Here is a 13,533-nt window from a genome sequence, read left to right as displayed (position 1 = left end):
CCCGCAGACCCCGCCGCCCGGTCGGCCCGCCGGCGAGCACGAGCCGCGCGGCCGACGGCCCGCTCCCCCGCGCGGGCGGCCCGGCGAGCGGCAGCACACGCCCGCGCCCGGCGGCCGGCCGACCGCCTCGCGGCGCCGGCTGCTGCGCCAGCGGGTGATCGTCTTCGTCACGGTGACGCTCGGGGTGGCACTGGCCATCGCGGCGGCGCAGGGCTGCGAGAACCGCGACGAGCAGGGCCTCGGCCGGGTCGGCAGCACGGTGGCCGCCGGCACGCCGGGCTCCCCCGCGGCCGGCCTCTCGGTGGACGGCGTGCCGCCGTCGCCCGGCCCCTCCGCGACCGCGCCCGCGGGCGTGCCGCTCGCGGCGGCCAGGACCGGGACACCGACCGGCGACGGCGGGCTGGTCGCCGCCGCCGCGAACGCCGTCCCCGCCGTGGACTGGCCCAACCGGACCTACCCCGATCCGGCCGGCGGCCCCGCGGTGGCGCTGCGCGACGGCCGCTCGGCGGCCGGGGCCGGGCCGCAGGTGGGCCTGAGCGCGGTGCTGCCGGCCCGGTACCGGGAGGCGCCGGCGGTGCTGGTGGTGCTGCGGCGGTCCGAGGGCTCGGTGCCGGTCGACCTCGTCCAGCTGTTCGGCTTCACCGGCGACGCGCCGGTGCCGCTGGCCTCGCGCTCCTCGGCGGCCGACCCGCAGGCCGCCGCCACCTGGCGGATCGAGAGCGGTTCTCTGGTGCGCGAGGAGCGGGTCGCGCAGACCGGCGCGGTGGCCTCCACCCGCTACACCGTGCGCGCCGACGGCACGCTGGAGGAGTCCTGGCCCGGCGCCGGCAGCTCCGGCGGCACCGGGCTCGCCGCCCAGCCGCCCGCCGCCGCCCCCGCGCCACCCACCTCCGCCCACTGACGCCGGGCACGGGGCGCCGGTCGCCGGGCGCCGCAGCAGCGGTCAGCCCCGGCTCAGCCGCCGGCGGCCACCGCGTAGAACGCGACCGCGGCGGCGGCGCCCACGTTGAGCGAGTCGATGCCGTGGGCCATCGGGATCCGCACCGCCCGGTCGGCGGCGGCCACGGCTCCCGGGGTGAGGCCGTCCCCCTCCGCGCCGAGCATCAGCGCGGCCCTGGGGAGCCGGTGCGGGGCCGCCTCGGCCAGGTCGACGGCGTGCTCAGCCGGGGTGAGCGCGAGCAGCTCGAAGCCGGCCGTGCGGACCGCCTCCAGGGCGGACGGCCACGGGTCCAGCCGGGCGTACGGAACGGCGAAGACGGCGCCCATGGACACCTTGACGGCCCGCCGGTACAGGGGGTCGGCGCAGTCCGGCGAGAGCAGCACGGCGTCCATGCCGAGGGCGGCGGCGCTGCGGAAGATCGCGCCGAGGTTGGTGTGGTCGACCAGGCCCTCCAGGACGGCGACCCGGCGGGCCCCGGCGAGCAGTCCGGCGGCGTCCGGGAGCGGCTTGCGCTCCATCGAGGCGAGCGCGCCCCGGTGGACGTGGTAGCCGGTGACGGCCTCGGCGAGGCCGGGCTCGACCACGTGGACGGGCGCCTCGGACCCGGCGATCACGTCGGCCATGACGTCGAGCCACTTGGGGGTCAGCAGCATCGACCGCATGCGGTAGCCGGCCGCGAGGGCGCGGCGGATCACCTTCTCGCCCTCGGCGATGAAGAGCCCCTCGGCGGGTTCGCGGCGGCGCCGCAGCTCGACGTCGGTGAGGCCGGTGTAGTCGGCGAGGCGAGGGTCGGCGGGGTCGGTGACGGTGCTGGGTTCGGACATCCTGCGATCTTGCCAAGCCCGGCGGCTCGCGGCCAAACCTTGGCCGCCCGGTGACGGGAGTGCGAGGATGACGTATGGCCCGAATTCCGGGCCGATCGTGGGCTGCGTCGGCTTCCGGCGCGCCGGTGCTCCCCGGTACCGCCGGGCCGCCCGGCGGAGGCCCGAATGGTCGGCGAGAGCAGCGGCCGGCGCACCGGAGGCGGATGGGCCGCCGGTCCGTGGCGGGCCAGGTGTTCGCGCTGCAGGTCGTGGTGGTGCTGCTGCTGGTGGCCGCCGCGGCGGTGGCGCTGGTGCTGCAGTCCAACCACGACGCCGAACAGGAGGCCCGCAACCGCTCGGTGGCGGTGGCGCAGACCTTCGCGAACTCCCCCGGCATGGTGGCCGCCCTCGAATCCCCCGATCCGACCGCGATCCTGCAGCCCAAGGCCGAGGCCGCCCGGATCGCCTCCGGGGTCGACTTCCTGGTGGTGATGAACACCGACGGGGTCCGCTACACCCACCCGCTGCCGGACCGGATCGGCCAGACGTTCGTGGGCACCATCGAACCCGCACTGAACGGCCAGGTGGTCACCGAGGAGGTGGACGGCACCATCGGGCCGCTGGTGCAGGCGGTGGTGCCGGTGTTCGGCCCGGACGGCGCCGTGGTCGGACTGGTCTCGGCGGGCCTGACGATCGAGAGCGTCACCACGGCCAGCGAACGCCACCTGCCGGTGCTGCTCGGTGCGGCGGCGCTCGCGCTGGGCCTGGCGACCTGCGGGACGGCGCTGGTGAGCCGGCGGCTGCGGCGGCAGACCCACGGCCTGGGGCCGGCCGAGATGACCCGGATGTACGAGCACCACGCCGCGGTGCTGCACGCGGTGCGCGAGGGCGTGCTGATCGTCGACGAGTACGGGCACCTGGTGCTCTGCAACGACGAGGCCCGCCGACTGCTGGCGCTGCCGCCCGACGCCGAGGGCCGGCCGGTCGTCGAACTGGGCCTCGACCGGGTGCCCGAGGAACTGCTGACCGCCAACCGCCCGGTGACCGACGAGGTGGTGCTGGCCGGCGAGCGGCTGCTCGCGGTGAACGTCCGGCTCACCGACCGCGACGGCGGCCCGGCGGGCGTGGTGGCGACGCTGCGCGACTCGACCGAGCTGCTGGCGCTGTCCGGGCGGGCCGAGGTGGCGCAGCGGCGGCTGCGGCTGCTGTACGACGCGGGGGTGACGGTCGGCTCGACGCTGGACGTGACGCGGACCGCGGAGGAGCTCTCGCAGGTCGTGGTGCCGCGGTTCGCGGACTACGTGAGCGTCGACCTGGCGGAGGAGGTGCTGGCGGGGGACGAGCCGCCGCCCGGGACGGCGCTGGGGCGGATGCGCCGGGCGGCGTTCTGCGGGGTGCGGGAGGGCTCGCCGTTCTACCGGGTGGGCACCGTCGTGGAGGTGACCCCCGGCACCCCGCTGGCCGGGGCGCTGGGCAGCGGGCTGGCGGCGGTGGAACCGCGACTGGCGGACGCGGCGGCGTGGCGGATGCAGGACCCGGAGGGGGCCGAGCGGGCGCTCACGTACGGGGTGCACTCGCTGGTGCGGGTGCCGCTGCGGGCCCGCGGGGTGCTGCTGGGGGTGGCGCGGTTCTGGCGGGCCGAGCGGGCGGAGCCGTTCGACGAGGAGGACCTCGCGCTGGCGGAGGAGCTGGTCTCGCACGCCGCGGTCTGCATCGACAACGCCCGCCGGTACACCCGTGAGCACGCGATGGCGGTCACCCTGCAGCACAGCCTGCTGCCGCGCTCGCTGCCGGAGCAGAGCGCGCTGGAGGTCGCGCACCGGTACCTGCCGGCGCAGGCGGGCGTTGGCGGCGACTGGTACGACGTGATCCCGCTGCCGGGGGCGCGGGTGGCGCTGGTGGTGGGCGACGTGGTCGGCCACGGGCTGCACGCGGCGGCGACGATGGGGCGGCTGCGGACGGCGATCCACAACTTCTCGACGCTCGACCTGCCGCCGGACGAACTGCTCGGGCACCTGGACGAGCTGGTAAACCGGATCGACCTGGAGGAGTCGGCGAGCGGGGCGGGCGGCGCGGTGACCGGGGCGACCTGCCTGTACGCGATCTACGACCCGGTGGCGCGGCGCTGCACGATGGCGAGCGCCGGGCACCCGCCGCCCGCGCTGGTGCACCCGGACGGGCGGGTGGAGTTCCCGGAGTCGGCCACCGGGCCGCCGCTGGGGCTCGCGGTGCTGCCGTTCGAGACGGTGGAGCTGACGCCGGAGGAGGGCAGCCGGCTGGTGCTGTACACCGACGGGCTGGTGGAGGACCGCGAGCGGGACATCGACGCCGGCCTGGAGCTGCTGCGCGCGGCGCTGGCCGGGCACCCGGGGCGCACGCCGGAGCAGACCTGCACGGACGTGCTGGACGCGATGCTGCCCGCGCACCCGCAGGACGACATCGCGCTGCTGGTGGCGCGTACCACGGTGCTGGCGCCGGACCGGGTGGCGGAGTGGGAGGTGCCCACCGACCCGGCCGCGGTGGGGGCGGTGCGGGCGGCGGTGGCCGAGCGGATGGACCAGTGGGGCCTGGTCGAGGCGGTGTTCGTCACCGAGCTGATCCTGAGCGAGCTGGTGACCAACGCGATCCGGTACGGCGGCGGGCCGATCCGGGTACGGCTGCTGCGGGACCGCTCGCTGATCTGCGAGGTGTCGGACGGCAGCAGCACCTCGCCGCACCTGCGCTCGGCGGCGATCACCGACGAGGGCGGGCGCGGGCTGTTCCTGGTGGCGCAGTTCGCGGACCGCTGGGGGACCCGCTACACGTCGACCGGCAAGGTGATCTGGACGGAGCAGCCGCTCGCCTGAGCGGCGGCTGCTCCGTCCCGGTCAGGCCCGGAAGCCCGCGGCCAGGACGCCCACCACGTCGCCGACGACGATCACGGCCGGCGGCTTGACCTGCTCGGCGGCCACGGTGTCGGCCACCGTGCCCAGGGTGGCGTCGATCCGGCGCTGGGCGGCGGTGGTGCCCTCCTGGACGACCGCGACCGGGGTGTCCGCGGAGCGCCCGCACGCGACGAGCTTGGCGGCGATCTCGCCGATCTTGTCGACCGCCATCAGCAGCACCAGGGTGCCGGTCATCTGCGCGGCGGCCTCCCAGTTGACCAGCGAGCGCGGGTCGGAGGGGCCGACGTGGCCGGAGATGACGGTGAACTCGTGCGTCATCCCACGGTGGGTGACCGGCACCCCGGCGGCGGCCGGCACGCTGATCGAGCTGGAGATGCCGGGTACCACGGTGACCGGCAGCCCGGCCTCGGCGCAGGCGAGCAGCTCCTCGCCGCCGCGCCCGAAGACGTACGGGTCGCCGCCCTTGAGCCGGACGACGAACTTGCCGGCCTTGGCGTGCTCGACCAGGGTGCGGTTGATCGCCTCCTGTGCCATGAAGCGGCCGTACGGGATCTTGGAGGCGTCGATGACCTCGACGTGCTCGGGGAGCTCGGCGAGCAGCTCGCGGGGGGCGAGCCGGTCGGCCACCACCACGTCCGCGTCGGCGAGCAGGCGCCGGCCGCGCACGGTGATCAGGTCCGGGTCGCCGGGGCCGCCGCCGACCAGGGCCACCCCGGCGCCGTGCGCGCGGTACTGGCGGGCGGCGAGGGAGCCGTCCCGCAGGCCGTCGACGATGGAGTCGCGCAGCGCGGCGGAGTGCCGGGGGTCGCCGGTGAGGACGGCCACGGTGGCGCCCGCGTCGCGGCCGCTGGCGGGGGTCCAGGCGGTCGCGGCGGCGGCGTCGTCGCTGCGGGCGCAGAAGACCCGCTCGCGCTCGGCCTCGGCGCTGACCGCGGTGTTGACGGCTGGGTCGTCGGTGGCGACCAGGACGTACCAGGTGTCGGCGAGGTCGCCCTCCTGGTAGGGGCGGGCGTGCCAGGTCAGCTCACCGGCGTCGGCCATGGCCTGCACGGCGGGCGTGGTGGCCGGCGATATCAGGTGCAGGTCGGCGCCGGTGGCGATCAGCGCGGGCAGCCGGCGCTGGGCGACGTGGCCGCCGCCGACCACCACCACGCGGCGGCCGGCAAGCAGCAGGCCGACCGGGTAGGGGGTGCGGCCCTCGGTTCCCGGGTGGGGGTGCGGGGCGGCCGGCTGCGGAGTGGGCGCGGTCATGGGCGGAGCTCCTGTGGGGGTGAGGGTTCGGGGGTCGGCGCCGCTCCCGCACCGGCGCGCCCTCGGGCCGGTACGGGAGCGGTGACAGCGGACGTCAGGCCTTCTCGGTGACCCCGGCGGAGTCGAAGGTGGCTACATCGTGCATCGCCCGGGCCGCACTCTGCACCAGCGGGAGGGCCAGCAGGGCGCCGGTCCCCTCGCCGAGCCGCAGATCGAGGTCGATCAGCGGGCGCAGGCCGAGCTTGGCCAGCGCGGCCTGGTGACCGGGCTCCGCCGAGCGGTGGCCGGCGATGCAGGCCGCCAGGACCTCGGGGGCGATCGCCTTGGCGGCCAGCGCGGCCGAACCCGCGATGACGCCGTCCAGGACGACCGGGGTGCGCAGCGAGGCCGCACCGAGCAGGAAGCCGGCGATGGCCGCGTGCTCCAAGCCGCCGACGGCCGCCAGCACACCGATCGGGTCGGCCGGGTCGGGCTTGTGCAGGGCGAGGGCGGCGCGGACGACCTCGACCTTGCGGCTGTGCGTCTCGTCGTCGATGCCGGTGCCCCGGCCGGTCACCTCGGCCGGGTCGAGGCCGGTGAAGACCGAGATCAGGGCGGCGGAGGCGGTGGTGTTGGCGATGCCCATGTCGCCGGTGACCAGTGCCTTGTTGCCGGCCGCGACCAGGTCGCGGGCGGTCTCGATGCCGACCTCGATCGCCTTGAGGGCCTCCTCGCGGGTCATCGCCGGGCCCTGCGTCATGTCGTCGGTGCCGGGCTTGACCTTGCGCGGCAGCAGGCCGGTGGTGCGGCCCTGCTGGATCGGCTCGGGCAGCTCGGAGGCCACGCCGACGTCGACCACGCAGACCTCGGTGCCGATCTGGCGGGCGAAGGCGTTGACCACCGCTCCCCCGGCCAGGAAGTTGCCGACCATCTGGGTGGTCACCTCCTGCGGCCACGGGGTGACGCCCTGGGCGTGCACGCCGTGGTCGCCGGCGAAGATCGCCACGCAGGCGGGCTCCGGCATCGGCGGCGGGCACTTGCGGGAGAGCCCGGACAGCTGGGCGGAGATGATCTCCAGCATGCCGAGCGAGCCGGCCGGCTTGGTCATCCGCTTCTGGCGGTCCCAGGCCTCGCCGAGCGCCTTGGCGTCCAGCGGGCGGATGCCGCGCAGGGTCTCGGAGAGCAGGTCGTGCGCCTCCTCGCCGGGCAGCGCGCGGTTGCCGTACTGCTCCTCGTGGACGACCCAGGAGAGCGGGCGCTTCCTGGCCCAGCCCTGCTGCTGGAGCTCCGGCTCGTCCGGGAAGGCGTCGACGAAGCCGACGCACAGGTAGGCGACGACGTCCAGGTGCTCGGGCAGGCCGAGCTCGCGGACCAGCTCCTCCTCGTCGAAGAAGCTCACCCAGCCGACGCCCAGGCCCTCGGCGCGGGCGGCCAGCCAGAGGTTCTCGACGGCGAGGGCGGCCGAGTACGGGGCCATCTGCGGCTGGGTGTGGCGGCCCAGGGTGTGCCGGCCGCCGCGGGTGCGGTCGGCGGTCACCACGATGTTGACCGGCGTCTCCAGGATCGCCTCGGTCTTGATCTCCTTGAACTGCTTCGCCCGGCCCTTGGGCAGCGACTGCGCGTACGCCTCGCGCTGGCGCTCGGCGAGCTCGTGCATCCGGCGGCGGGTCTTGGCGGAGCGGATCACCACGAAGTCCCACGGCTGCGAGTAGCCGACGCTGGGCGCGGTGTGGGCGGCCTCCAGGACGCGGATCAGCACCTCGTGCGGGATCGGGTCCGGGCGGAAGCCGTTGCGGATGTCGCGGCGCTCGCGGATCACCTGGTGGACGGCCTCGCGGCCGAGGTCGTCGTAGCCGGCGGCGGCGGGGCCGCGGGGCTCGGCGGGCTCGGGCTCGGCCTCTCCGTCGGCCTCGGGCCCGCCGTCGGCCGCCGGGGCGGCGTCGGCGTCGGGCTGGACCTCGGCGGGCTGGACCTCGGCCGCGGCCTCGGCCGCGGCGGCCGGGGCCTCCTCGACGGTCTCCACGGGAGCGGCCTCGGCGGTCGGCGCCGGGCCGGACCCGCCCTCGGCGACGGGGGCCTCGGGAGCCGTGGCGTCCGCGGGGCCCTGCTCGGCGGGCTGCTGCTCGGCGGACTGCGGGTCTACGGCCTGCGGGTCCACGGCCTGCTGCGCGGCGGACTGCGGGTCGACGGGCTGGGGCTCCACGGGCTGCGGCACCACGGGCGCCTGCTCGGTGTCCGGGACGGCGACGGGCTCGCCGGCGGCCATCTCACCGGTCCCGGCGGCCGTCTCGGCGACGCCCTCGGCCTGCGGGACGTCCTGCGGCTGCGCCTCGACCGCCGCCACGGCCTCGACGGGCTGCGCGGCGTCCGCGGGCGGGGCCGCCTCCGGGGCGGGCGCCTCGACGGCGTCCGCGGCCTGCGGCTCGGCCACCTGCTCGACGGCGGGCTGCTCGGCGGCCGGCTGCGGCTCGGCGGTCTGCTCGACGGCGACCGGCTGCTCGGCGACGGCCTGCTCGGCGACGGGGACGTCCGCGGGCTGCGGGTCCTGCACCTGCGGCTCCTGCGGCTGGGCTGCCTCCGGCTGCACGGCTTCGGCCGCGACCTGCACGGCCTCGACCGGTACGGCTTCCGCCGGGTCGGCGACCGCTATGGCGGCGGCCTGCTCCGGGGCCTGCTCGACCGGGGCCCCGGCCGCAGCGTCCGCCGTCGCCTCGACCGGCGGCAGTCCGTGCGGGGTGGGCGCGGCGAGGAAGGCCGAGATCCGGCGCGGCTGGGGAGCCGGCGCCGCCTCGACGACCGGGACCTCGACGGTCGGCTCCGCGGCGACCGCGGCCTCGACGGGCTGCGCGGCGTCCGCCACCGGCTCGACCGCGACGGCCCCGGCGGCCGGCTGCTCGACGGCGGGCACCTCCGCGACCGGCTGCTCCACCGGCTGCGGCGCCACGACCTGCTGCTCGACGGCCTGCTGCTCCACCGGCTGCGGGGCGAAGGCCTGCTCCGGAGCGGCCTGCTCGACCGCCGGCTGCGCCTCGGCGACGGCCTCCAGCGGAGCGCCGGCCACCGGCGGCACCGGCTGGGCGACCGGGACGGGCTGCGGGAAGGTCTGCGGGGCGAGCGGCTGCGCGACCTGGGGCGCGACCTGCTGCGGCACCGGGGCGACCGGGACGCCCTGCGGGCCGACCACCGGGATGCCGTGCGCCGGGGTGGCCTGCGAGGGGCCGCGGTCGGCGAGCGAGCGGACCGGGACCTGGCCGGTCATCAGCGACGGGTCCGGGATCGGCGGGCCGGCGTGCAGCGGGCGGCGCGGCGGCTGAGCGGCCGTCATCGCCTCGGCGCCCGGCACCTGCGGCGGCACCGGCTGCGCGACCTGCACCTGGACGGCCTCGGTGACCACGGCACCGGCCTCGGCGACCACGGCGTGCTGGGCGGCCCCGTACGGGTCGACGGGCTGCGGGGCGACGGGCTGCGGGCCGACGGCTTGCGGGTCGACGGCCCCCAGCACCGGCGGCTCCAGCGGCGGCCAGGACGGCTCCACCGGCGTACCGGCCGGCACGCCCTCGGCGTGCTCCCCCGCGGGGGCGAACCCGGCGGCCTGCTCGCCCCAGCCGGCCTGCGGGCCGGGCATCAGCAGGACGTCGTCCTCGTCGTCGAGCTGGTCGGGCTGGTCCAGGAAGTGGAAGGCGGGGCGGGGTGCGGCGGGGTCGCCGCCCCAGGTCTGCGGGGGCGCGGTGAGCGGGGTGCCGTCGGGCGCATAGCCCTGCGCCACGATCCCGTGGGCGGGGGTCCCGTGGGCGGGGGTCCCGTGCGCCGGGGCGCCCTGGCCGGGCACCAGCGGCGGTGCGACGACGGGCACGCCCGCCGCACCCACGACCGGTACGCCCTGCCCGGGCACGACGGGTACCGCGACGCCCTCCGGGCCGCCGAGCGGGTCGGGCCCGGCGAGCAGGTGCTCCGGCAGTCCCTCGTTCGGGACGTGGCCGCCATCGGTCATGTCAAAGCTCCTTCCAGGCCGCTGCCGCGTCCTTGGCGACGCGATCACCGACCGCAGCGCCCATCCGCACGGGCCGGGCCTGCACCGGCCCGCCCGCAACCACACGCGGGCCGCCGCGCCGGAGCGCTGCAGCCCATAGTCCTCCGGCGCGCTGCGGCCACCCCGGCCCGCGCACCGCCCGTCGGGGCGGAGCGCCATCTGAAACAACGACAACCCGGGGCAACCGGCACGACCGCACCGGACCCTACGGCATTCTCCCGGTCCGGCGTGCGGCCCGTCGAATTGCCCACACTCCGAACCGGAGCGGGTTGCACCGCGTCAAAAAGGCGACGGACCCCCCAGGTCGGACAGGCCGCCGGCCGCCGCAGCCGCGCAGACGCCACACTACCGGCCTGGCGGTGCCCGCTCTCGAATCGGTGTCCGGATGCGACCGGGATCACCGCGCCGCCCGCCGGACGGCCACCGGGCCCACCCGGCCCTTCACAGGATCTGCCCAGCCGGGCGCCCCCGCTCCGCGCCCCCCCTGCGTCAGCCCTTGTCGCCCCAGAGCAGCAGGACGCCCGGCTCCCCCGCGGCGGGGGCGAGCCCGCCGTCCCGTACGGCGAGCGGGACGGACTGCAGCAGGGCGCCGTCGGCCCGGTAGCCGGCCTCGGTGATCGCCCTGCGGACGGCCTCGGCGTCGGCGAGCGTGTGTGCGACGGCCGCGAAGCGCTCCGGACGGCGGGCGAGGACGGCGCGGACGGTCTCCAGGCCACCGGCCTCCACCACGGCGAGATCGGGTTCCGGCAGGCCGCCCAGCACCTCGGGGCCGCTGCCGTGGACGGTCTCGACCTCCACGCCGTAGCGGCGGGCGTTGACGGCGATCCGGGCGCAGGCCGCGCGGTCCGCCTCGACGGCCACCACGGCGGCGCCGAAGCGGGCCACCTCCACCGCGATCGCGCCGCTGCCCGCGCCGACGGCCCACACGAGGTCGCCGATGCGTGCGCCGAGCCGGGCGAGGACCAGCGCACGGGCGTGCGCCGGGAGCGCATCGGTGTCACCGGGCGACCCGCCCGTGCGCTCGGCGCCCGCGTAGGCCTCCGCGGGCAGCGCCCAGCCGCGGTCGGGGCCGGGGAAGCCCAGCGGGCGTCCGGCGAGCCAGCCGGCGGCCTCGTCGTTCGGGCCGAGGCCGCCGGGGCCGTTGCCGCCGATCACCAGCACCACGCTGGGGTCGCGCCAGACGTGGTCGGCGATCCGGTCGGAGGTGAGGACGGTGACGTCCTCCTCGGGCGTGCCCAGGGCTTCGCAGACCACGAAGGTGCGGTGCACGCCGCGGAGCATCAGGGCGAGTTCGGCCGGGCCCGCGCCGGGGGCGGTGAGCACCGCGACCTTGGGGTGCGCCCGGCAGACGTTGGCCGCCCGGCGCAGCCGTCCGCCGTGGGCGCTGACCACCCGGGCGTCCTCCCAGGGCATGCCGGCCCGGGCGAAGGCGGTCGCGACCGAGGAGACGGCGGGCAGCACCTCCAGCTCCAGGCCGTACTCGGGGCGGCGCAGGGTGCGGACGACGCCGAAGAAGCCCGGGTCGCCCTCGGCGACGACCACCGCGGTGCCGCGGTGGGCGGCGATCCGGCGGGCGGCGGCCCGGATGCTGCCGAGCGCGATCCGTTCGGCGCCGGGCGGCACCGGGAGGGCGTTGAGCTGGTAGGGCGCCCCGGCCACCAGGGTCGCCGCGGCGAGGGCCGCGCCGGCGGCCTCGGTCAGCGGTGTGCCGTCCCACCCGATGACCGTGATCCGGTCAGCCATCTGCGGCCGTTCTCCCTCGCCCTTGGTTCCCCGATGTGCGCGGCCCGCGCGGTCTCCCCCGGAGGTCCGTCCCGGTGGGTCCGGCGGTGGCCGGCGTGCACGGTGCCGGAGCAGAGGCTACCCGGTGCGGTCGGGCCCGCGCCCACGGGTCGTACCCGTGCGAGCCTCGCGGGCGGCCGCCGGACGGTCAGTCGCGCAGGACGTACCGGTCGGCGGGCCAGGCGGGCTCCTGGGGGCTCTCCAGGTCCTCCGGGAGCAGGCTCCAGAGGATGACGTCGCTGCGGGTCTCCTCGACGACCGCGCCGGACTCGCCGCGCACTATCCAGGCGCTGCGCAGCACGCCCTCGCTGATGCCGCCGATCTTCTGGGAGACCTGCTGGGCGGCGGTGTTCCCGGCGGCGGTGCGCAGCTCCAGGCGCAGGAAGCCGCGGTCCTCGAAGAGCCACTGGGCGACCCCGAGGACGGCCTCCGGCGCGTACCCCTCGCCGCGCGCCCAGGCGGCGGTCACGTAGGCGATCTCGGTGGAGCGCAGCCGCCAGTCGGTGTTGCGCAGTTCGACCAGGCCGACCAGGCGCTGGGTGAGGTGCTCGGTGACGGCGAGGACGATCCCGCGGCCCTCGGCCCGGTGGGCGGGGGCGAGGGTGCGGACGAGCTCGCGGGCGTACGCCTCGGTGAAGGGCTGGGGGACGTCCGTCCAGGCCAGCACCAGGTCGTCGGCCATCATCGCGACCAGGCCGGGGGCGTCGTCGTCCGCAAGGGGGCGCAGCAGCAGCCGTTCGGTGCTGATGGCGGTCTCGGGGAAGCTCGCTGCCATGCCGTCTCTCCTCGCCGGGTCGTGGACACACCGTACGCCCCGCCGCGCCCGGCCGGTGCCGGGGTGCCATGCGGTGCGCGGATCGGACGACGGTACGTCAGATCACGGTCTGCCGGTGCGTCACCACGTGCATACTGCCCGACCGGGCCCCCGCCGTGGTGCGGCGGGGGCCCGGTCGGGTGCGGTGGCGCGCCGGCGGACCGGGGCCGGGCGGGTCCGGTCAGAACGCCGGGACGACGGAGCCCTTGAAGGTGTCCTCGATGTACTTCTTCACCTCGGCGGAGTGCAGCACCTCGACGAGCTTCTTCACCCGGGGGTCGTTCTCCTTGCCCTTCTTGACGGCGACGATGTTGGCGTAGGGGTTGCCCTCGGCCTTCTCCAGCACCAGCGCGTCGGTGGCCGGGTTCAGGCCGGAGTCGAGCGCGTAGTTCCCGTTGATGACGGCGGCGTCGAGGTCGGCGATGGAGCGGGGCAGCTGGGCCGCCTCCAGCTCCTTCCACTTCAGGTTCTTCGGGTTGGCGGTGATGTCGCCCAGGACGGCGGCGGTGCCGACGCCCTCCTTGAGGGTGATGAGCTTGTTGTCGGCGAGCAGCTTGAGCGCCCGGCCCTCGTTGGTGGGGTCGTTGGGCAGGCCGACGGTGGCGCCGTCCGGCAGCTCGGCGATGCTCTTGACCTTCTTGGAGTACGCGCCCAGCGGCTCCAGGTGCACCGTCCCGACCGAGACGATGGTGGTGCCGCGCTTCTTGTTGAAGTCCTCCAGGTACGGCACGTGCTGGAAGTAGTTGGCGTCGGCCGAACCGTCCTGCACCGCGGTGTTGGGGGTCACGTAGTCGGTGACCTCCTTCACGTTGAGCTTGAGGCCGGCCTTCTCCGCCAGGTTGTCCTTGACGAACTTGAGGACCTGGCCGTGCGGGGTCGGGCTGGCGACGACGGTCAGCGCCGCGTTCGGGTCCGAGGACCCGGCCGAGTCGCCGTCGCTGCCGCAGGCGGCGAGCGAGAGGGCGAGGCCGGCGGTGGCGAGGACGCTGGTGAACTTCAGGGCGTTGCGCACGAAAAGTGCCTTTCTGCGTATTGCGGGGTGCCGCGTC

At 76.7% G+C, this 13,533-nt stretch carries 7 protein-coding genes and 1 pseudogene; 2 read left to right on the top strand and 6 right to left on the bottom strand.

From position 1 onward, the window contains the following. Positions 1 to 901 (top strand): annotated as a pseudogene (locus ACWGB8_RS25085) (hypothetical protein); the annotation flags it as partial. Between the two features lie 53 nt (positions 902 to 954). Here the strand turns inward: ACWGB8_RS25085 and ACWGB8_RS25080 are convergent. Beyond that, complete coding sequence (locus ACWGB8_RS25080) at positions 955 to 1,764, bottom strand: TrmH family RNA methyltransferase (protein ID WP_452215833.1); 810 nt, start codon at positions 1,762 to 1,764, stop codon at positions 955 to 957. A 74-nt stretch (positions 1,765 to 1,838) separates the two neighbouring features. Here ACWGB8_RS25080 and ACWGB8_RS25075 point away from each other — a divergent pair, with 74 nt between their 5' ends. Continuing rightward, positions 1,839 to 4,589, top strand: a complete 2,751-nt coding sequence (locus ACWGB8_RS25075) for a SpoIIE family protein phosphatase (RefSeq protein WP_452215832.1) — start codon at positions 1,839 to 1,841, stop codon at positions 4,587 to 4,589. Positions 4,590 to 4,610: 21 nt separating this feature from the next. Here the strand turns inward: ACWGB8_RS25075 and cobA are convergent, their stop codons facing one another. From cobA to ACWGB8_RS25050, 5 genes are all read right to left on the bottom strand, one after another. Continuing rightward, positions 4,611 to 5,879, bottom strand: a complete 1,269-nt coding sequence (cobA, locus tag ACWGB8_RS25070) for a uroporphyrinogen-III C-methyltransferase (protein ID WP_452215831.1) — start codon at positions 5,877 to 5,879, stop codon at positions 4,611 to 4,613. 94 nt (positions 5,880 to 5,973) lie between these two features. Beyond that, the gene (gene cobT / locus ACWGB8_RS25065) at positions 5,974 to 9,849 is read right to left on the bottom strand and encodes a nicotinate-nucleotide--dimethylbenzimidazole phosphoribosyltransferase (RefSeq protein WP_452215830.1); all 3,876 of its coding nucleotides are present in this window, start codon (positions 9,847 to 9,849) and stop codon (positions 5,974 to 5,976) included. Positions 9,850 to 10,377: 528 nt separating this feature from the next. After that, positions 10,378 to 11,631 (bottom strand): precorrin-6y C5,15-methyltransferase (decarboxylating) subunit CbiE, encoded by a 1,254-nt coding sequence (gene cbiE / locus ACWGB8_RS25060; RefSeq protein WP_452215829.1) that lies wholly within the window; start codon positions 11,629 to 11,631, stop codon positions 10,378 to 10,380. A gap of 187 nt (positions 11,632 to 11,818) precedes the next feature. Further along, positions 11,819 to 12,445, bottom strand: coding sequence for a GNAT family N-acetyltransferase (locus tag ACWGB8_RS25055; protein ID WP_452215828.1), 627 nt, complete (start codon positions 12,443 to 12,445; stop codon positions 11,819 to 11,821). A gap of 220 nt (positions 12,446 to 12,665) precedes the next feature. Next, complete coding sequence (locus ACWGB8_RS25050; protein ID WP_452215827.1) at positions 12,666 to 13,496, bottom strand: MetQ/NlpA family ABC transporter substrate-binding protein; 831 nt, start codon at positions 13,494 to 13,496, stop codon at positions 12,666 to 12,668. Positions 13,497 to 13,533: the final 37 nt, after the last annotated feature.

The sequence above is a fragment of the Kitasatospora sp. NPDC054939 genome, from assembly GCF_053610105.1.
The sequence above is the reverse complement of the archived record's forward strand: the minus strand, read 5'-3'. Positions and strand labels throughout refer to the sequence as shown.

Bases quoted from the DNA above. Each gene is read 5' to 3' on its own strand.
- ACWGB8_RS25080 (WP_452215833.1), bottom strand. From the start codon at position 1,764: ATGTCCGAACCCAGCACCGTCACCGACCCCGCCGACCCTCGCCTCGCC.
- ACWGB8_RS25075 (WP_452215832.1), top strand. From the start codon at position 1,839: ATGGCCCGAATTCCGGGCCGATCGTGGGCTGCGTCGGCTTCCGGCGCG.
- cobA (WP_452215831.1), bottom strand. From the start codon at position 5,879: ATGACCGCGCCCACTCCGCAGCCGGCCGCCCCGCACCCCCACCCGGGA.
- cobT (WP_452215830.1), bottom strand. From the start codon at position 9,849: ATGACCGATGGCGGCCACGTCCCGAACGAGGGACTGCCGGAGCACCTG.
- cbiE (WP_452215829.1), bottom strand. From the start codon at position 11,631: ATGGCTGACCGGATCACGGTCATCGGGTGGGACGGCACACCGCTGACC.
- ACWGB8_RS25055 (WP_452215828.1), bottom strand. From the start codon at position 12,445: ATGGCAGCGAGCTTCCCCGAGACCGCCATCAGCACCGAACGGCTGCTG.